This window comes from Epibacterium sp. Ofav1-8, assembly GCF_022348185.1.
GTDB lineage: Bacteria > Pseudomonadota > Alphaproteobacteria > Rhodobacterales > Rhodobacteraceae > Epibacterium.
This window is the reverse complement of the sequence record NZ_JAKRFD010000001.1, coordinates 92472-112451: the sequence shown is the minus strand read 5'-3', so window position 1 is coordinate 112451 and position 19980 is coordinate 92472. Positions and strand designations below refer to the sequence as shown.

General features: G+C 63.2%; 18 protein-coding genes. 7 read left to right on the top strand and 11 right to left on the bottom strand.

The genetic code is table 11. The features are described 5' to 3' along the window. Positions 1-7: 7 nt before the first annotated feature. The 3 genes from MHM97_RS00515 to MHM97_RS00505 all read right to left on the bottom strand — a co-directional run bounded on the left by MHM97_RS00515 (position 8) and on the right by MHM97_RS00505 (position 3121). The gene (locus MHM97_RS00515; protein WP_005650137.1) at positions 8-1114 is read right to left on the bottom strand and encodes an ABC transporter permease; all 1107 of its coding nucleotides are present in this window, start codon (positions 1112-1114) and stop codon (positions 8-10) included. A 90-nt stretch (positions 1115-1204) separates the two neighbouring features. Next, positions 1205-2131, bottom strand: coding sequence for a sugar ABC transporter substrate-binding protein (locus tag MHM97_RS00510; protein WP_239318532.1), 927 nt, complete (start codon positions 2129-2131; stop codon positions 1205-1207). Between the two features lie 159 nt (positions 2132-2290). Further along, entirely contained in the window at positions 2291-3121 is an 831-nt protein-coding gene (locus tag MHM97_RS00505; protein ID WP_239318531.1) for a MurR/RpiR family transcriptional regulator, read from the bottom strand. Between the two features lie 80 nt (positions 3122-3201). Here MHM97_RS00505 and MHM97_RS00500 point away from each other — a divergent pair, with 80 nt between their 5' ends. From MHM97_RS00500 to MHM97_RS00490, 3 genes are read left to right on the top strand one after another with little or no spacing between them, the layout of a single operon-like run. Then, positions 3202-4317 carry a Gfo/Idh/MocA family protein gene (locus MHM97_RS00500; protein WP_239318530.1) on the top strand — a complete coding sequence of 372 codons (1116 nt, stop codon included), beginning with the start codon at positions 3202-3204 and terminating at the stop codon, positions 4315-4317. Between the two features lie 24 nt (positions 4318-4341). Then, on the top strand, positions 4342-5343 hold the full coding sequence (iolG, locus tag MHM97_RS00495) for an inositol 2-dehydrogenase (protein WP_239318528.1): 1002 nt from the start codon (positions 4342-4344) through the stop codon (positions 5341-5343). Positions 5344-5346: 3 nt separating this feature from the next. Then, positions 5347-6126 (top strand): TIM barrel protein, encoded by a 780-nt coding sequence (locus tag MHM97_RS00490; RefSeq protein ID WP_239318527.1) that lies wholly within the window; start codon positions 5347-5349, stop codon positions 6124-6126. A 52-nt stretch (positions 6127-6178) separates the two neighbouring features. Here the strand turns inward: MHM97_RS00490 and MHM97_RS00485 are convergent, their stop codons facing one another. The 7 genes from MHM97_RS00485 to MHM97_RS00455 form a co-directional block, all read right to left on the bottom strand. Next, positions 6179-7204, bottom strand: a complete 1026-nt coding sequence (locus MHM97_RS00485) for a transporter substrate-binding domain-containing protein (RefSeq protein WP_239318523.1) — start codon at positions 7202-7204, stop codon at positions 6179-6181. A gap of 13 nt (positions 7205-7217) precedes the next feature. After that, complete coding sequence (locus MHM97_RS00480) at positions 7218-8297, bottom strand: transporter substrate-binding domain-containing protein (RefSeq protein ID WP_239318522.1); 1080 nt, start codon at positions 8295-8297, stop codon at positions 7218-7220. A 105-nt stretch (positions 8298-8402) separates the two neighbouring features. Continuing rightward, positions 8403-9233, bottom strand: a complete 831-nt coding sequence (locus tag MHM97_RS00475; RefSeq protein WP_239318521.1) for a hypothetical protein — start codon at positions 9231-9233, stop codon at positions 8403-8405. Positions 9234-9444: 211 nt separating this feature from the next. Beyond that, positions 9445-10395, bottom strand: coding sequence for a GlxA family transcriptional regulator (locus MHM97_RS00470; RefSeq protein WP_239318520.1), 951 nt, complete (start codon positions 10393-10395; stop codon positions 9445-9447). A 57-nt stretch (positions 10396-10452) separates the two neighbouring features. Continuing rightward, the gene (gene proX / locus MHM97_RS00465; RefSeq protein ID WP_239318519.1) at positions 10453-11442 is read right to left on the bottom strand and encodes a glycine betaine/L-proline ABC transporter substrate-binding protein ProX; all 990 of its coding nucleotides are present in this window, start codon (positions 11440-11442) and stop codon (positions 10453-10455) included. A gap of 24 nt (positions 11443-11466) precedes the next feature. After that, complete coding sequence (locus MHM97_RS00460; protein WP_239318518.1) at positions 11467-12441, bottom strand: ABC transporter permease; 975 nt, start codon at positions 12439-12441, stop codon at positions 11467-11469. 15 nt (positions 12442-12456) lie between these two features. Continuing rightward, positions 12457-13554 (bottom strand): quaternary amine ABC transporter ATP-binding protein, encoded by a 1098-nt coding sequence (locus MHM97_RS00455; protein ID WP_126138339.1) that lies wholly within the window; start codon positions 13552-13554, stop codon positions 12457-12459. A gap of 157 nt (positions 13555-13711) precedes the next feature. Between MHM97_RS00455 and MHM97_RS00450 the strand changes: the two genes are divergently transcribed. The 4 genes from MHM97_RS00450 to MHM97_RS00435 are packed head-to-tail and all read left to right on the top strand — an operon-like array spanning position 13712 to position 18190. Beyond that, positions 13712-14422 carry a GntR family transcriptional regulator gene (locus MHM97_RS00450; RefSeq protein ID WP_239318517.1) on the top strand — a complete coding sequence of 237 codons (711 nt, stop codon included), beginning with the start codon at positions 13712-13714 and terminating at the stop codon, positions 14420-14422. Positions 14423-14431: 9 nt separating this feature from the next. Then, positions 14432-15349, top strand: coding sequence for a dihydrodipicolinate synthase family protein (locus MHM97_RS00445; RefSeq protein ID WP_239318516.1), 918 nt, complete (start codon positions 14432-14434; stop codon positions 15347-15349). A 4-nt stretch (positions 15350-15353) separates the two neighbouring features. After that, a complete protein-coding gene (locus tag MHM97_RS00440) occupies positions 15354-16853 on the top strand; it encodes an aldehyde dehydrogenase (RefSeq protein WP_239318514.1) in 1500 nt (499 codons plus the stop codon). After that, a complete protein-coding gene (locus MHM97_RS00435; protein ID WP_239318512.1) occupies positions 16850-18190 on the top strand; it encodes an NAD(P)/FAD-dependent oxidoreductase in 1341 nt (446 codons plus the stop codon). Before MHM97_RS00440 ends, MHM97_RS00435 begins: the two co-directional genes overlap by 4 nt. 121 nt (positions 18191-18311) lie before the next feature. Here the strand turns inward: MHM97_RS00435 and MHM97_RS00430 are convergent, their stop codons facing one another. Further along, the gene (locus MHM97_RS00430) at positions 18312-19868 is read right to left on the bottom strand and encodes a trimethylamine methyltransferase family protein (RefSeq protein ID WP_239318502.1); all 1557 of its coding nucleotides are present in this window, start codon (positions 19866-19868) and stop codon (positions 18312-18314) included. Positions 19869-19980 lie beyond the last annotated feature (112 nt).

Genomic DNA, 19980 nt, shown 5'->3' with positions numbered 1-19980 from the left:
GGTCATCTCAGCGTTCCCCCGTCACGCGCTTGCGGATGTAGTTGTTGAACAGAACCGCGATCAGCAGCATGCCGCCGAGGAAGATCTGGAACCAGTCCTGATCGAAGTCCGTATAAGTGAGGCCGATGGTGACCATGCCAAAGATGATCGCGCCAAAGAATGCGCCGATGGCGGAGCCGTAGCCGCCGGTCAGCAGGCAGCCGCCGATCACTGCGGCGATGATGGCCTCGAACTCTTTCATGAAACCGCGGCGGGCGTCGGTTGAGCCTGCATCCATTACGGTGATGATCGCAACCAGCGCGCCGCAGAGCGCCGTCACCATAAAGAGCGAGATCTTCACCTTGCGCACCGGCACACCGGAGTTGGAGGCCGCGTTGCGATCGCCGCCAGAGGCAAAGATCCAGTTGCCCTGCGGGGTGCGCAGCAGCACATAGGTCGCCACCAGCGCCAGCGCGATGAACCAGAGGATTTCAACCGGGATGCCGGGCACTTTGGGGGTGCCGTTCTTGAAGGTGTCGATCAGGCCGATCTGGGCAAGCCAGGCAAAGATCGGGCCGAATGCATCGCCAGAGAACATGGGCGCAAGCCAGTCGCCCTCAACTGCATCGCGCACGCCACGCAGCTGGGTGGAGCCGCCAGAGGCCAGTTTCAGCCCCACCAGCGACGCGCCGCGCAGGATGAACAGGAAGGCCAGTGTGACGATAAAGGACGGCAGTCCGGTTTTTAGAACGATCACGCCATTCACCGCGCCAAGCCCAGCCGCCACCGCCAATGTCAGCGGGATCGCGAGGATCAGGGGCAGGCCAAGGGTCACGACGCAGGCGCCAAAGATCAGACCCGCAAAGGCCACCATGGAGCCGATGGAGAGGTCAAATTCACCGCCAATCATCAGCATCGCCGCGCCGATGGCGAGGATGCCGAGCTGCGCCGCGGGGGTCATGAAGTTCATGATGCCCGAGAGCGTGAACATGGTGCTGTCGGCAGTGATCAAAAAGAATGTGGTGACAAGAATGACACCGGCGATGGCCCCAAGCTCCGGGCGCTTCATCAGCCGCGCGCCAAAGCCTTCTTGTTTCAGGCGTTCGTCGGTGACGGTTTGGGCCGTGTCGGCCATGGCGTGATCCTCCCTTGGGGACAAAGAAGGGCCGTGGCGCGGCGTTTGCACCACGGCCCCAAATGCGATTTAGCTTTTTAAGTGCGTGGCTTAGCGGATGCCTTCAGCACTCAGCTCGACCACCTGGGCAGCTTTGTCCTGAGTGATCAGGTTGGGGCCGGAGGGCACGTTGCCGCCGGGGATCAGGCCGAATTTTGCGTTCAGCGCCAGGAAGGACACCGGCAGGTAGCCTTGCAGGAATTGCTGCTGGTCGATGGCAAAGGCGGCCTCCCCCTCGGCAACGCTTTCAAGGAAGCTGGCCGACAGGTCGAAGGTGGCGACGTTGACTTCGCCGGTGCGGCCAACGGCAGCGACAGCGCGGATCGCCGGCTCACCCACCAGTGAGGCGCCAAGGCCCATCACGGTGTCGATGTCGGGGTTGGATTCCAGCGCCGCCTTGACCTTGGCTTCGACTTCGGCCGGGTCGTTCTGGGTCGGGATCACCTCGACAGAGCCGCCGAACCCGTCAGAAAAGCCCTGACAGCGCAGGTCGAGCGCCACGTTGCCGACTTCCTGGTTGACGCAGATGCCGGTCGTGCCGCCCATGGAGGCGAGCTTTTCACCGGCGGCCTTGCCTGCGGTGTATTCGTCCTGACCTACGTGCAGCAGCGCGCCGAGATCCTTGGAGACGTCAGAGCCGGAGTTCATCGAGATCACCGGGATGCCAGCCTCGACCGCGCGGCGGATCGAGGGCGACAGCGCGTCGGCATCGGGGATGGAAACCACCAGCCCGTCGGGTTCCTGATTGACGGCGGCGTCGATCAGCTGGCTCATCTGCACCATGTCAAAGGTCTCGGGCGAGCGGAAATCGACATTGGCACCGGAGTCCGCTGCGGCCTTTTCCACGCCGTTCTTCACCACGGACCAGAACGGATCATTGGCCTGACCGTGGGCGACGACGATGATGTCCTGCGCCATGGCGGGGGCTGCGACGGCCATCCCGGCGACAACAGCTGCGGTTTTCAAGATTTTTTTCAATTTGTCCTCCCTTAGACAAAGCCCGGTTTCCCGGATTGCAGGCCCCTCGATGCGCGGTTGCGCCGGAGGGGCTTCGGTGCGACCGGCCTCCCACCGGTCAACGCAAAACGATGTCGAATCGCGTTTATGGAACATTTATTCCGTTTTGAGGCAGACCTGTCAAGTTTCGTGTCGCTGCGATCCGACCAGAACCGCAAGCGTCGTGGTCAGCGAGATGGAGGCATTGAGCGCCCGGAACCCCGCCACCTCGTGTTCGTGCACGATGAGCACCTCGCGGGCGAATTCGAACAGCGGGCATTTCTCGGAGTCGCTCAGCCCGTAGACCGGTACGCCACGCTCGGCGGCCTCTCTGGCCTGTTGGATCACATCCTCGGAGAAGGGCGCAAAGGTCACCGCAAACAGCGCATCATCGGGCGTCATCAGAGGGGTATTGTCGAGCTGACCAACATCGGAATGCAACAAGGCAGGCACATCCATCTTGCCCAGCAGATAGGACATATTGCTGACCACGGCAAAGGCGCGCCGCATGCCCAGAAGATGCAAAATTCGCCCCTTGGCCAACCCACCCGCAACACTGTTAAGCCCCTCATTGGCAACGGAATTGCCGAGAGACAGCAATGACTTATGCCCCGCCTCAGCAAATTCGCCCAACAGCTGCCCACTGCCCTGCGCCACGTCGGGGCGCACCTGAGCGAGACGCTGTTCATAGTCGGGACGAAAGGACGTGTACTGCACCCGAAACAGCCCCTGCATCTCGGAATAGCCGCTAAAGCCGATGGCCTGGCAGAACCGGATATAGGCAGAGGGCGCGACGCCCGATGCCTCCGCCATGTCAGAGACGGTGGAGACCGCCACAAGATGCAGATGTCGACGGGTGAACGACGCGCATTGCTTCAACCGTTTCGGCAGCTCATCCATCATCCGGTCCAGCCGCTCGATGGTTTCGCTGATATTGGCGGGCGGCGTGGCGACAGCTTCGTTCTCGCGCATTCAATGTCCTCTCTCTTGACAGGGTCACTGTAATCGCTCATCACCGAAATTGGAATGAAAATTCCATAAGGGAGGTTTTTGTGACTCTAGGTCTTGGTTTGATCGGAACCGGCTTCATGGGCAAGGCGCATGCGCTGGCCTATGGCTCTGCCGCGGCGGTATTTGGGGATCTGGCGCCGGTGCGTCTGGCGCAATTGTGCGACACGCCTGCGCAGAAGGCGCGCGACCTGGCGGCTCAGTTCGGGTTTGCCGCCGCCACCGATGATTGGCGCGCCCTGATCGCCAGTCCGGAGGTCGATATTGTCTCCATCACCACACCCAATGCGCTGCATAAGGAGATGGCGCTGGCGGCGATTGCAGCCGGAAAACATGTGCATTGCGAAAAGCCACTGGCGCTGACGCTGGAGGATGCACAGGAGATGGAAGCCGCGGCGCGCGCCGCTGGGGTGCGCACAAAGGTGGGGTATAACTACATCCACAATCCCGCCGTCACCCATGCCCGCGCATTGATCGCCGAAGGGGTGATCGGAAAGCCCGTGCATTTCCGCGGCTGGGTGGACGAGGATTATCAGGCCGACCCGGACCTGCCGTGGACCTGGCGCGCCACCCGCGCGGATGCGGGGCTTGGTACGCTGGGCGATCTGGGCTGTCATCTTGTGTCCATGTCGCATGTGCTGATGGGCGAGATCGAGAGCCTGATTGCCGATACACAGATCATCCATGAAACCCGCCCCCTGCCCGATGGAAGCGGCCGCGCGGCGGTGGAGAACGAGGACACCGCCTCGGCCATCATCCGCTATCGCAACGGGGCGCAGGGCACGCTGTGCACCTCGCGTTCGGCCTGGGGACGCAAGAACAAGCTCGACTGGGAGGTACATGGCACCAAGGGTATGATTACCTTCAGTCAAGAGCGGCTGAATGAACTGAATCTCTACGTCAACGAAGGCCCGCGCGCGCAGCAAGGGTTCCGCACCATTCTGACGGGGCCGGAGCATGCACCCTATGGGGCGTTCTGCCCGGCACCGGGGCATCAGCTGGGCTTTGGCGATTTGAAAACCATCGAGGTCGCGGGGTTCCTGCGTGCCATTGCGGCGGGCGAGGAGAGCTTTCCCAATTTCACCGACGCGCTGGAGTTTGAGCGCGTCATTCACGCTATCGACACTTCGGCTCGTGAGGGCCGCCGCGTCACCCTGTGACGCCAGCACAAAAGGAATACGCCTATGAAAGTCGCATTGTTTGGCGCGGGCCGCATCGGCAAGGTCCATGCCGCCTCGATCAAGATGGATCCGCGCTCAGAACTGGTTGCGGTCACTGACGTCATGACCGAGGCCGCCGAGGCGCTTGCACAGGAGCATGGCATTGCGGTGCGCACACCGGAAGAGATCTTTGCCGATACAAGCATTGACGCGATCCTGATTGCCTCCTCGACCAACACGCATTCCGACCTGATCGAGGCGGGCGTGAAGGCGGGCAAAGCGATCTTTTGCGAAAAGCCCATTGATCTGTCGCTGGAGCGCGCGCTTCAGGTCCGCCAGATTGCCGCCAGCCACGACAAGCCGATGATGATGGGCTTCAACCGCCGCTTTGACCCGAACTTTGCCGCCGTCAAGGCGGCGCTGGACGCGGGCGAGGTCGGCAAGGGCGAGATGCTGGCGGTGACCTCCTATGACCCCGCGCCGCCGCCGGTGAGCTATATCAAGGTCTCTGGCGGCCTGTACCGGGACATGATGATCCATGATTTCGACATGTGTTCATTCCTGTTTGGGATGCCGGTGAGCGTGATGGCGCATGGGTCGTGCCTTGTCGATCCGGAGATCGGCGCGGCAGGCGATGTCGACACCGCCGTTGTGGTGCTGACCTATGCGGACGGGCGCATCGCCACCATCCGCAACTCGCGCCGCGCGCCCTATGGCTATGACCAGCGGGTGGAGGTCCTGGGCTCCGAGGGCACGCTGGCGGCCGAGAATGAGGTTGAAAACACCGTGGTGAAATCGACCACCGCCGGGGTGCAGTCGGCCAAGCCCGTCTATTTCTTTCTTGAACGCTACATGCGCGCCTATGCGATCGAGTGGTCGGCCTTTGTCGATGCGGTGGTTGCGGGCGCGCCGGTGCCCGCATCGATACAGGACGGCGTCAATGCGCTGGCTCTGGCTGAAGCTGCGAACCGTTCGCTGGCCGAGGGGCGTCCGGTGGCGATCACCTCGGATCTGATCGGGGGCTGATCCATGGCGTTTACTCTTGCCGCCTGCGCCGAGATGCTCTGGCAGGACAAACCGATCGATTGGCGCTGCGCGCAGCTGCACGAGATGGGGTTTCAGGTTGGGCTGTGGAACTGGCCTGACCATGATCTGAACAAGCTCGAGGCCTCTGGCGCGGTGTTCTCGATCATGAATGGCTACCTTGAGGGGCGGCTGTCGGATGATGCGGGCGCGGATATGCTGCTGGCCTCGGCGCGGGAAACGGCGCTGGTGGGCAAGCGGCTGGGCGTGGCGCGGCTGAACCTGCATGGCACCGGGCTGGGTGAGGGCGGACGGCCAAAGCTGGCCGAAGTGGCCACGCCGCTGAAATGGGTCAAGGCCATCGACACGCTGCACCGGATCTGTGATCTGGCCGAAGAGCTGGACGTGCAGTTCACGCTGGAGAACCTGAACCTGCCGGTGGACCACGCGGGCGTGCCCTTTGCACGGGCCGAAGAGACGCTGGCCTTGGTCTCGGCGGTGAACCGGCCTCAGTTGCGGCTGAACCTCGACCTTTATCATGCGCAGATTGGCGAGGGGAACCTGATCGAGTTGTGTCAGGCCTGCCTGCCGTGGATCGGAGAGATTCAGGTCGCCGATGTGCCGGGGCGGTGCGAGCCGGGCACGGGTGAGATCAACTACGCCGGGGTTGCGCGCGCCTTGCAGCGCATGGGCTATGACGGTCCGGTGGCAATGGAGGCCTTTGCCGCGGGCGATGAGCTTGCGGCGCTGGATGCGTTTCGCGCGGCCTTTACCGTCGCCGCCTGACCCCATCACATTGCGCCGCCCGCCGTCACCTCGGCGGGCGGCGCTGTGCTATTTATTGCAGCTTGGCCCAGAACAGCTCCAGGTGGCGGCTCATGATCTCGTCAAAGCGGCCGCTCTCGCGCAGTTTGCGCAGCCCCGCGTTGACCCGATAGAGATGCGACGTGCCGCGCCAGTGGGTCTTTGAGATCACCACATGCATGCCGGTTTCCGACAGCTGCTTCTCAAGCGGCTCCACCGTGCCGCGCAGCCCCTCGGCCACCACCGCCTCTGCGCCGACAAAGAGGTTCATCGCCGCCGCATCCACGCGGCCCTCGGCCACCATGCGCATGCAGTCTCCGGGCGTGTCCGGCTGCAACAGGGTGATCTTTTCCTCGCTGAGCCAGCGGCGATCCGCGCGGTCGAGGTCAAAGGTGTAGAACCCTTTGGGCCGGCAGAGCGTCTTGCCCAGCACATCGGCATCACTGGCATAGACCATATCGCCGCCGGTGCGCGCAAACAGCATGATCGGCACCACCACAAGCGGATCGGAGAAGTGGAACCTGGCACAGCGCTCGTTGTCGGGCGTGGCCTCGCAATCCGGCTTCACCCAGGGGAAGCCCATGTCGAATTCCTTGCCGTCCAGCATCGGAAACAGATGCTGGCTCCAGTCGTTCTCCCAGGTCACCGCATAGGGCACCGGCGAGGGCGCCAGTTCCAGCGCGGCATTGACCAGTTCGGTGATCATCCCCTGCCCCGGCAGGCTCTGATCGGTGAAGGGCGCGTAGTTGCCCCCGGTCAGCAGGTTCAGCTCTGCGGTGGGTTTGCGCAGCGGCGTGGCGTCCGCCTCCACCGCATCCGGCGGACAGGGGATATGGAGCGTGCGCCCGGGCACCGTCGACGGCCCCACCAATTCGCCCTGGTTGCGGTAGTAGATCAGCGTCCAGCGGTTGCGATCACCGTAATGCGCCTCGGCGATGGTAAAGAGGTTGTCGCCCGGCTGGACCACATATTCGACATCGCAGATCGCCAGCGCGGCAGAGGGGGCCAGGCCGCACAGCAGCGCCAGCCGCCAAAGCAGCGGTATCAGAATGCGTTGCATCACCATCCCCCGATCAGAACCCGGCCCAGACGCGGGCCAGGTGATCTTCGACGATCTTCTGATAGGAGCCATCCTCGCGGATGCCGCGCAGACCGTCGTTGACGATGGCCAGCAGCTCCTGCGCCTCGGGGTGGGATTTATGCACGACCACATGGTGAGACTGGATCGAGATCGGCTCCGGCACCACCTGGATGCGGTCGGCGATCCCCATTTCCTTCATCTTGTCCCGGCCGGTGAATTCATTCAGCACAACACCGTCGGCGCCGCCTTCGAGCACCAGATCAAAGCAATCTCCGGGCGTTGCCGCCACAACCAGGGTGATCTTCTCCTCGCGCAACCAGTTGCGCCCGTTCTCGTTGAAGATCGAGGTGTCATATCCCTTGGGGCGGCAGATCGACTTGCCGAACAGATCCTCATCGGATGCAAAGCTCACCGGACGGCTGGCATCGGCAAACATCAGCGTCAGGGTCTCAAACAGCGGGTCGGAGAACAGCAGGTTCTTGCAGCGGTAGTTGTCGGGCAGCTCGGTGCAGTTGGGCTTGTACCAGGGAAAGCCCACATCCAGCAGCGCATTGGACAGCAGCGGATCAAAATGCGCCGCCCAGTGATCCACCCAGTGGATGGCAAAGCCACGCTCCGGGTTGGCCTCGGTCATCGCCGCATTGACCAGATCGGTGAGCAGACCGCCGTTGTGCAGTTCCTTGCCGGTGAAGGGTTCGAAATCATCCCCGGTGAGCAGGTTGATCTTGTGGCGCACCGCGGCATTGCCCGCCTCGATCCGGATCGGCTGTGCGGCCACCGGCGTCGCATCCTGCAACGCGCGCCCCCCGGCCAGCCCCAGCGGCAGACCATTGACGCAGGCCAGATCCAGCTTCATCCCGACGCGGATCGCGCTGGGTTTCGGGCCGATGGCGTCGATGTTGCGATTGTGGATGATGCTCCACATGCCGGCGTTCTTGTAGAGCTTGTCGGCGATCACCGAGAGGCTGTCGCCCGGCTGTACGGTGTAGACGCCACCACAGGTTTCGGCTGCGGCCCCATGCCCAAGAACAGAGGCCAGCCCCAGCGCGGCGGCTGCGATCAGTGCTTTCATGTATCCCCCCGAAGGATCATTTGTTTTTGTGTTGAAGGTAGGTGTCGTTCGTCCGCGCGCCCGGTCGGGGCGCGCGCGTTGTCAGGACCGTGCCGTTATCGGCATCTATTTCTGGATCAGCAGGCTGAGGATGGTCGACGTGTCGACGCGCCCGTCGGCCCCGATCAGCCCCTCTGGGACGGTGATCTGCTGGCGTGCATGCGCATCGTTCAGCAATTGGTCGATATAGGCCTCTGATTGCCCCTGCGCATGGGCGGTCATCACCATCTGATAGAGGGCCGAAACAGAGGCGGTTTCCGCGGCCGTCGCCGGGGCAGCCGGCGCGGTGGCGGGGCTGGCTGCACCACTGCGCAGCGCGGCCAATGTGCCTTGGGTCATCTTGGCGATCAGGTCCTCACCGGCGGCGGTGCTGCCTGCGGCGGCCAGGGCGGAAGATGCCCCTGGGTCCGCAGCACTTTGCGCCCCGCCGTGCCCTGCCGCGGCCGCAGGCCGGGGCTGGCCGTCGGGCGCGTCCGTGGCAGCCGCCACATCGGCATGCGCCTGATCGTTGCCCGTAAAGAGCGTGAACGAGACCAGTCCCAGCGCCAGCAGGCTTGCCGCGCCCAGCGCCATCAGGAGCGGCATCCTGCTGCGCCCCGTTGCATAGGCCTCCGGATCCGAAAAGACCGGGGCGACGGGCTCGGACGCGGACTGCGGGCCTGCGGGTGCCCCCTGCCCTGCGTTGGCCGGCGATGCTGCTGTGGTGGGGGCCGTGGCGCCGCCGGCTGGCTTGCGCTTGAGTGCAACCTTGACGTTGCCCGACGATGACACCGTTTCAATTCTGGTTTGCGCCGGCTTCAGCGGTGTCGCCGACGTGGACGCCATGGCCTGTGAAGGGGTGAAACCGGTGGCGTGCGCCACGTCAGAGACCTGCTGTTTCCGCTTCAACTGCTGCATGAACACCCCCGATAAAAATATATCGGCGCGCGGAAAGCCACCGATCCAAGACTTGTGAATTGACGTTTACCTTTTGTTAACCATCGACCCGAATCATGTCAACGAATTGTGGATAACCTGAGTCGGCTTCGCCGTTCCCACCGCAAAAACGGGCAACGGCCTGCCCTGAAACCCTGGCTTTTCGGCGCCGCACGGGGCGCCGCCATGTCCCTCAGCTCATCCTGTCGCGCTGCAACATCGGGGTCACGCCAAAGGCGGATCGGTAGACACGTGAAAAATGCCCCGGGCTGTCGAAACCACAGGCCATGGCGACCTCGGTGATCGACGCCTCGCTTTGCAGCAGCAGATGGCGGGCGCGTTCGAGACGCATTTCCATGAAATACTTCTTGGGCGAGGCATTGAGGTATTTGCCGAACAACCGCTCAAGCTGACGCGTGGAAATACCCAGATCGCGGGCAATGACCGTCGGTGAGATCGGCGTTTCGAGGTTGTCGTGCATCACCTGGATGGCCTTGGCCAGATGCTTGTTCCGCATGCCGTTGCGCGATTGCAGCGACACCCGCTGGGCGGCGGTGGCGTTGCGCACGGCGTTATAGACCATCTGATCCGCCACCGCGACGGAGAGGTCATAGCCATGGTCCCGTTCGATCAGGTGCAGCATCAGGTCGGCGGTGGCGGTTCCGCCCGAGGCGGTCACATGTTTTTCATCGGCGACAAAGACGTTGCGGACCAGGTTCACCTCCGGGAAGGTTTCCATGAAACTGTCGTGGTAATCCCAATGGATCGCCGTTTGCATGCCTTCCAGAAACCCTGCCTTTGCAAGGATGTAGGCCCCCGAACACAGGGCGCCGATCAGCGTGCCCCGGGCGCGTTCGCGGCGCAGGGTGGCAATGAGCCGACTGGTGTCCTTGTCCTTCATATGGATGCCGGAGAGCACAAACAGCCGGTCACAATCGGGCACCGTCTCAAAGCTGTGGTGCACCAATGTGTGCGAGTCGTTGGAGGCGCGCGCGGTTTCGCCATCCTCCGAGGCGAAGGACCAGCGATAGAGCGGCTTGCCCGCGATCAGGTTGGCAATGCGCAAGGGATCCACCGCGCAGGACAGCGCCATGTGGGTAAAATCCTCGACGAGGGCAAAAACAAAGTGCTGCGGGGTTGCCATGGTACGACCTCCGGGGCGAGGGATGCCGCGCCCCTCGCAAGGAGCACGGCAAGAGAATTATTGCGCGGCGGCGCGGGCGGCCTCAAGCCAGCTGTCATAGTCGGCCTGATGGGCGGCGATCCACGCCTCCACATGACGGTCGATGTCGTCGGAGCTGTCCTCGCCATCCGCCATCAGCTTGTTCTGGGCGGAGATGTCATTCACGTCGAGCCGGGCCACCTCGAACAGTTTTGCCGCGGCCGGGTTCTCGGCGAGGAAATCATCGGTGGTCAGCACATACATGCTGTCGACCGCAAAGCCGAGGTTCTTGCCGTTGAAGGTGGTTTCCGTCTCAACCCCATCCGGCAGCGAGGTATGCGGCACGTCGAGCCACTCCACATCCTGCCCCGGCACCAGCGCGCCGGAGACCCAATAGGGCGTCCAGGTGTAATAGAGGATCGCATCGCCATTGCCCTTGCGCGCCATGGTGTCGGCGATGATCGCGTTATAAGCGCCCTGATTGTGAGAGACCGTGTCGCGCAGGCCATATTCCGTCAGCTGATGCTCGATGATGCGCTCGCAGCCCCAGCCGGGCACGCAGCCCGCGAGATCCGCCTTGCCGTCACCATCGGCATCGAACCGCGCCGCAACGTCCGGGTCCTGAAGGTCGCCGAGGTTGGTGACGCCCGCATCATAGCTGGCCTTGTCCACCAGATAGCCCTGCAACATGCCCTCGACGAAGGGGCCGACCTTTTCCAGCACGTCGTCACCGCCGGACTCGTTGAAGAATGCCTGATGGAGATTGCCCCAGTGGATCGGGTAGAAATCGCCATCGCCAGTACCGACCGCGAGGTGAGCGGTCTGGATCTCGGTTTCTAGCGGCTCAGCTACCTCATAGCCGAGGTCCTCCAGCGCGCGGAACAGGATGCGGGACTGGAAGTATTCCTCGGCGATCAGGCCGACGACGGGGCGCACGGTGGTGCCGTCGCCGGGCATGTCCTGCGCCAGGGCGGCGGTGCCGAGGAATGTGCTGGCCGCAAGGGCCGCGGTGAGTGTGGATCTGAACATGGTTGTTATCTCCCTGTGTGTTGTTCAGGTTTCGGTTTTCAGATCGCCGGTGGCGGTCTGTTTGGGTTTGGACAGCAGGCGCAGAACCGCGCCGATGGGACCGCCCTGCCACCAGTGACGGTGGCCGCGCTCGCGTCCCGACTGGCCCATGCCCTGGGTGATGCGGTCGAGCACGATGGCCAGGATCACGATGCCGAGGCCACCGACGATGGCCTTGCCCGCATCAAGCCGCCCCATGGCGCGCAACACCTCGTTGCCGAGGCCCTTGACGGCGATCATCGAGGCAATCACCACCATCGACAGCGACAGCATGATGGTCTGGTTCACACCGGCGAGGATGGTGGGGGTGGCAAGTGGCAGTTCGACCTTGAACAGCACTTGCGATGGGCTGGCGCCAAAGGCACGCGCCGCCTCCACCACCGAGGGGTTGACGCCACGAATGCCAAGCGAGGTCAGGCGGATCAGCGGCGGCAGCGAAAAGATGATCGTCACGATGACACCAGACACATTGCCGATCCCGATCAGCATCACCACCGGCACCAGATACACAAAGGCGGGGATGGTCTGCATGGTGTCGAGGATGGGGCGCATCAGCGCTTCGAACCGGTCGTTCTTGCCCGCAAAAATGCCGAGCGGCAGCCCAATGAGAAAGCACAGGATCACCGCCGAGACCACGATCGCCAGCGTCGTCATCGCCAGCTCCCAGGCATTGGGGGCGAGGAACCCGAGGAAGGTGAGGCTGGCCGCCACCAGAATGCCGACACGCGGCCCGGCCGCCTGCCAGGCAATCAGCGCCAGGATCACCAGCATCACCAGCGGCGGCACCGCATTGAGCGCGCTGTCGATGCCCACGATCATCTCGTTGAAAAAGCCCTTGATCGGCTGGATCAGGTCGCGGTTGGCAATCGCCCACTGCTTGATGCCATCGGTCTTGTCGGCGATGCCGAGGTCGACCGAGGAAAACGGATCGAGGATGTTGAAAGTCTGTTCTTCGGCCATGGGTCTACCCTCCCGTTACTGCGCCGCGCGGGCAGCGTCCGCGCCCGGGGTTTCGCCCTTGATGCCGCGCAAGAGCGCGTTCTTGGTGACAATCCCAAGGGGTTTGCCGTCGATCTTCACCACCACCGGATGCTGGGTCGCGATGGACAGGTTGACGAGATCGTCGAGCGGCTGGTCCGGATGCGCCTCTGGCCAGTCCGCCAGGTCCACCGGACCGCGGCGCTGTTCGTAGGCGGCCACCGGCTCCATGATCTTGCCGGCGGAGATCAGTTCCAGCTTGGAAATGCCGGCGACAAAATCGGCCACATAGTCGTCGGCCGGGTTGGTCACGATGTCCTCGGGTGTGCCGACCTGAACCAGCTGGCCGTCCTTCATGATGGCGATGCGGTCACCGATGCGGATTGCCTCGTCGAGGTCATGGGTGATGAAGAGCGTGGTCTTCTTCATGTTTGCCGACAGCGCCATGAACTTGTCCTGCAACTGGCGGCGGATCAGCGGATCAAGGGCAGAGAAAGGTTCGTCCATCAACAGGATGGACGGATCGGCGGCGATGGCGCGCGCCAGGCCCACACGCTGCTGCATGCCGCCCGACAGCTCGTCGGGGTATTTCTGATCCCAACCGTTGAGATCCACCGCATCAATGGCGCGCAGGGCGGTTTCGCGACGGGCGCGAGCATCATGGCCCCGCACCTCCTGGCTGAAGGAGACGTTTTCCAGCACCGTGCGATGCGGCATCAGCGCCATGTTCTGGAACACCATGCCGATTTTTTCGGCCCGCAGGCCCCGCAGATCGCGCGCCGACAGGGCGTTGACGTCCTGCCCTTCGATGAACAATTGCCCCGATGTGGGCTCGATCAGCCGGTTGATATGGCGAATCAAGGTCGATTTGCCGGAGCCCGAAAGCCCCATGATGCAGAAGATCTCGCCCCGGGCGACGGTGAAGCTGGCATCCTGAACGCCCACCACGCAGCCGAATGCATCGCGAACTTCGAGTTTCCCAAGCCCCTGTTCGCGCACAGCTTTCATCGCCTCATCGGCGCGCTTGCCAAAGATCTTCCATAGATTGCGGCAGTCGATCACCGCGCTTTCCCCGCTTGGGACCCTGTCTGTCATCACGTTTCTCCGCGTTCGTTATGGCGCACAACACAGCAGATTTTTTTCTTGTACACAAATTGTATTTTGAATTAGGACAAAGCGTAGGTTCTGATTGAACTCAGACTCGCTTCGATGAATTCTGATGCGATACGAGACCTTCGGATGGAGAAGCCCGGTGAAAGACGCAGCCAAACAGCGCAAATCGACCCTCTATGACAGCCTGAAGCAGCAGGTCCTGACCCTGGAGCTGCGGCCCGGGGCGGATCTGGATGAGAGCGACCTGTCGGAACGCTTCGGCCTGTCGCGCACACCGCTGCGCGAGGTGCTGCGGCAATTGGCGGGCGAAGGCTACGTTGATCTGCGCGAGAACCGGGGCGCCCGCGTGACGGAGATGTCCTATACGACCTTGCGCGATTTCTTTCTGGCGGCACCGATGATCTATGGCGCCATCCTGCGGCTGGCGGCGCAGCATGCAAAACCGGCCCAGATCGCAGATTTGAAGGCCACCCAAGAGGACTTCCGCGCTGCACTGCGCAGCGGTTCAAGCGCAGAGCGGGCGCTGGCCAACAACCGGTTCCACGAGATCACCGGCGACATGGCGGCGAATGTCTACCTGTTGCCGTCGTTCAAGCGGTTGCTGATCGACCACGCCCGTATCGGCATGACCTTCTACCGGCCGCAGACCAATGAAATGGCGGAAAACCTCACCGAGGCCGCCGACCAGCACGACGCCATCATCGCCGCCATCGAGGCGGGCGACGAGGCAACCGCCGCCAAACTGGCCGAGGACCACTGGAACCTGTCGCGCGGCCAGATCGAATTGTTCGTCATGCCAACGGCGCTGGATGTGCCGATGGGGACGTTTAGCCGAAACACATCAGCCTAGAGGACTTCGATGCCCCCCATCTTTCAGTTTCAAGGGATCTATACCCCTGTTGTCACGCCCTATACGGGCGCGGGCGACGTCATGTGGGACGCTTTGGCGGACCAGGTCGAATTCCTCGTCGAACAGGGCGTGCATGGACTGATCAGTGGGGGCTCGACCGGTGAAAACTATGCCCAGACCGTCGAGGAGCGGCTGGAGCTGGCGCGCTTTACCAAGGAACGCCTGAACGGGCGGCTGCCGCTGGTGGTGGGCACCGGTGCGATGATGACACCGGATTCCATTGCGCTGGCCACGGGGGCCAAGGAGATCGGCGCTGACTCGATCCTGCTGGCGAGCCCGCCCTACTCGGTGCCGACCGACCGTGAAAACGCATTGAATGCGCTGGCGATCGACAAGGCGGCGGATCTGCCGATCATGCTCTACAACTACCCCCACCGCACCGGTACCATGATGGGCGAAGAGTTCCTCGACCGCGTGGGCCGCAGCCGCAATTTCTGCGGCATCAAGGAAAGCTCTGGCGACATCAACCGGGTGCACCTCCTGGCGCGCGACTATCCGCATATTCAGCTGGGCTGCGGCATGGACGATCAGGCGCTGGAGTTCTTTGCCTGGGGCGCGCCCTTCTGGGTCTGCGGCGGGTCGAACTTCCTGCCAGCGGAACACGTGGCGCTGTATAATGCCTGCGTGATCGAAGGCAATTACACCAAGGGCCGTCGGATCATGTCGGCGATGATGCCCCTGATGCGAGTGCTGGAACAGGGGGGCAAGTTCATCCAGACGATCAAGCACGGCGTCACCCTCAACGGGATCGAGGCGGGCGCGATGCGGGCGCCTCTGACCGGGCTCAACAAGGACGACAAGCGCGCGCTGGAACAGGTTGTGCGCGTGCTGAAAACCACAATTGCCGACATCGTGGCCGAGGGTTAAGAACATGGATCTGCTGACACAAGACGAATACCGCGCCATTGCCGCGACCCTGAACCTGCCGACCGGTGCTTTCATCGACGGCACCTCGCGCCCGGCGGCCTCGGGCAAGACCTTCACCACCGTGAACCCGGCCACTGGCGCGCCCCTTGCCGAGATCGCCGCCTGCGCGGCGGAGGATGTGAATTTTGCCGTCGAGAAGGCGCGCGAGGCCTTTGAGGATGGCCGCTGGTCGCGTCTGCATCCGTCCGAGCGCAAGGACGTGCTGATCCGGTTCTGCAAGCTCCTGACCCGCAACGCCCGCGAACTGGCGGTGATGGAGAGCCTTGATAGCGGCAAGACCATCTTTGACTGCGAAACGGTGGATGTGCCGGAAACCATCCATTGCCTCAAATGGCACGCCGAGGCGATCGACAAGATCTACGATCAGGTCGCACCCGCCTCGGACGATCATATCGCCATGGTGGTGCGCGAACCTATTGGCGTGGTCGGGCTGGTTCTGCCCTGGAACTTCCCCCTGCTGATGCTGGCGTGGAAAATCGGCCCGGCGCTGGCAGCGGGATGCTCGCTGGTGGTGAAACCGGCCAAGGAAACCACGCTGACCGCCCTGCGCGTTGCGGAACTGGCGCATGAGGCCGGCGTGCCGCGCGGCGTTTTCAACGTGGTCCCCGGCGGCGGCGCCGATGTGGGCGAGGTGATCGGCCGCCATATGGACATCGACATGGTGTCCTTCACCGGCTCCACCGTGACCGGCAAGCGGTTCCTCAGCTATTCCGCAGAGAGCAACGCCAAGGAGGTGGTTCTGGAGATGGGCGGCAAGAACCCCGCCATTGTCATGGACGACGCCGAGAACCTCGACCGGGTGGCGCAGCATCTGGTGCAGGGCGCGTTCTGGAACATGGGCGAGAATTGCTCGGCCTCGTCGCGGCTGATCGTGCATAAATCGGTCAAGGCAGACCTGCTGGACCGCATTGCCCACCACGCCAAGGCCTGGAACGTCGGCGATCCGCTGGACCCCGAAACCCGCATGGGCGCGCTGGTCTCGAAGGCGCATTTCGACAAGGTGTGCAGCTATCTGGAACAGGCCGATGACGTGGTGATCGGCGGCAAATCCCATGATGGCGCTTTTGTCGAGGCGACCGTGGTCAATGTCTCCGGCAATGACGCGGTGCTGGCGCAGGAAGAGATCTTTGGCCCGGTGTTGAGCGTGATCGAGGTTACCGGCTTTGACGAGGCCATCCGCATCGCCAATGACACCGAATACGGGCTCTGCGCGTCGATCTTCACCGCCAATGCCAAACGCGCCATTCGCGGCGCGCGCAGCTTGCGGGCGGGCACTGTGACAGTGAACAGCTTTGGCGAGGGGGACATCTCCACGCCCTTTGGCGGCTACAAGCAGTCGGGGTTTGGCGGGCGGGATAATTCCGTGCATGCACATGACCAATACACCCAGCTGAAAACCATCTGGATCGACCTTGCCGACGACGCGGATGAGGCCGTGTCTTGACGGCCCACGCGGCCAAGCGACTGCCGGTCCATGAGGGGCCGGCAGCCTGGAACAGCATCCTCGGCCCGCAAGCGGCCCCTCAGCCGCTGAGCGAAGACACCACAGCGGACTTCGTCGTGGTGGGCGCGGGGTTTGCAGGGTTTTCCGCCGCGCGACGGCTGATGCAACTACACCCCACTGCCCGTGTGGTGGTGCTGGAGGCAGGGCGGCTGGCCGAAGGGTCGGCCGGGCGCAACTCCGGCTTTATGATCGACCTGCCGCATGACCTCGCGTCGGATGACTACGCAGGCGCTGGCGATGATCGCAGGATGATCGACCTCAACCGGCAGGCCATCGCCTTTGCCGGGGGCGCGGTGGATGAATATCAAATCAACCCGGACTATTTTGACCGCGCGGGCAAGGTGAATGGTGCGGCGAGCCCGGAAGCCGCGCGCCACAACCAGAGCTATGCGGCACATCTTGCGTCGCTCGGCGAGGCCAGCGAGATGCTGGATGCGCAGGCAATGCAGGAGTTGACCGGCTCTGCGCACTACATCAGCGGGCTTTATACGGCGGGCACGGTGATGTTGCAGCCCGCAGGCTATATTCGCGGCTTGGCGGCGGGTTTGCAGCGGGCAGGCGTGCGGGTTTGCGAAAACTCCCCCGTAACCGGATTTGTCCGCACTGGGTCCGACTGGGTGGTCAAGACCAGGGGCGCGCAGGTGACCACGCCGCGTGTGATTCTGACGGTGAATGGCCATCTGGAGAGTTTTGGCTTTGAGAAGGGGCGGCTGATGCAGCTCTTCCTCTATGCGGTGATGACACCGGAGCTGGACGCCGATGCGCTTGCGCGACTGGGGGGAGCATCGCGCTGGGGCATCACGCCGTCGGACCCGATGGGCACCACCATGCGCCGGATCGACAGCGGACAGGGCGGCAACCGCATCGTGACCCGCACCTGCGCCACCCTGTTGCCCAATACGCGTCCCTCTGCGCGAGAGATGGCCCGTGCCGCGCGGGTGATGCAGCGCAAATTCGATCAGCGTTTTCCTCAGCTTGCGGGCATGAAGATGCAGCATGCCTGGGCCGGGCACCTGTGCCTGAGCCTCAATGGAGTGAGTGTGACACGGCAGCTGGAGGAGGGCGTGTTTTCCGGCTGTGTACAGAATGGGCTTGGCACGGCGCGCGGCACCCTCACCGGTATTGCAGCGGCGGAACTGGCGGCGGGTGAGAGCAGCGAAATCTCACGCCACTTCAGCGCCGAGGCCCGCCCCAAACTGCTGCCACCGCAGCCCTTCCAGCAGATCGGCGCCAATGCGGTGCTGCGGTGGAAGGAATGGCGCGCCCGCGCGGAGTGACCCCTTCGTCTTGATACCTCGCCCCGAGCGGTCGCACTGCGGCCGCTCATTTTTTGCTGACAGACGCAAAAAAGCCCGCCCCTTGTGTCAAAGGGCGGGCAAGGTGCTCCGGAGAGAGGAATTAATACGTCTGGTTCAGCTCGTCCGCCGCCGGGATCTCGCGCTCGCGGCGCGCGATATAGGCGAGGAGTTCCTCGTTCTTGGCCTCGTCGAGTTTGGGTTCCTGATATTCCGACAGCAGTTTCTTGGCGCGGGTGAGCGCCCGTTCGGTGATCTCGACACCGCCCTCGGCCTGCCATTGCTCGATCGAGTTGTTGTCGAACATCTCCGGCATGAAGAACGCGGACTGGAAATTCTCCTGCGTGTGCGGGTGGCCGAGGTAGTGACCACCGGGGCCGACATCCGGCACCGCTGCAACCGCCTGATCGAAGTCGTCCCAGCGCGGCCCCGACGCCATGCGGTGCCCCATGGCGCATTGCTCCGCATCGACGATGAATTTCGCCACCGAGCAATGCATCCCCGCCTCGTTCCAGCCGGCAGAGTGCCAGATGTAGTTGGCGCCCGCGTGCAGCACCGCCGAAAGGGTCGTGGCGCTCTCATACCCCGCCTGCGCGTCAAAGGTCTTGGCGCCGCCGAGCGTGTTCGAGGTTCGCCACGGCACCCCGTAGTAGCGTGCCATCTGGCCGATCATGAAGTTCATCAGCGAAATCTCAGGCGTCCCCGCCATCGGCGCGCCGGACTTCATGCTGACGGTCGACAGGTAGTGACCATAGATCGCGGGCGCGCCCTTGCGGATCACCTGCGTATAAGCCAGCGCCGAAAGCGCTTCGGCATTGAGCTGCGCCACCGCCGCCGGGACCGAGGCGGGCGTATTGGCGCCGCCCAGCACGAAGGGCGAGCACAGCACCGGCTGCTTGCGCTTGCAGAAGGCCCGCATGGCGCCCAGCATGGTTTCATCCCACACCAATGGCGAGTTGCCGTTGCAATTGCCGGTGGTGACCGGGTGTTCCTCCAGGAAGTCCTCGCCAAAGAGGATCGCGCACATCTCCATCACGTCTTCGGCGTTCTTCGGGCTGGTGGTCATGCCCATGAACATCTTGTCGGAATGTTTCATCGACGAATAGGTGATGCGCAGGTGGCGTTGGCTGATCGGGTGATCATAGGGTTCCACGATGTGGTGCGCCGAGGAATGCAGGCCGGGCAGCATGTGGCTGAGTTTGTGGAACATCGCCAAATCGTCGAGCGTCGGGTTGCGGCGCACATCGTCGAGGTCGCGCAGGAAGGGCGCGCCGGTCATCGGCACAAAGACCGAGTGCTTGCCGCCAAGACGCAGGTTATTGGCCGGGTTGCGGGCGTGGTAGGTGAACTCCGACGGGATCGAGGCGATCAGCTCGCGCACAAGCCCCCGATCCAGGTAAACCATCTCGCCTTCGACCTTGGCACCGACCCGTTTCCAATCTGCCAGCGCGATGTCGTCGCGAAACTGCACGCCAACGTTTTCGAGGATGTCCATCGACGCCGCGTCGATCTTTTCGACCTGCGCGCCGTCCATCACCTCGCACCACGGAATGGCGCGGGTCAGGCCCGGCAGCATGGTGAAATTGCTGGCGGTGCGCAGGCTGCGGCGGGCGGAACGGCCACCGGAGCGGCTACGGGAGCGGGGCAGGGTTTCGGTCATCGCGGGATCTCCTTTGATGACAGTTTTGCGACTCCGGCCGCCAGGCGCCTGTAGGATTCCGAAACATGCTTGCAGGAAACGACCCCCGCCGACACGGCACCGCATTGCCGAT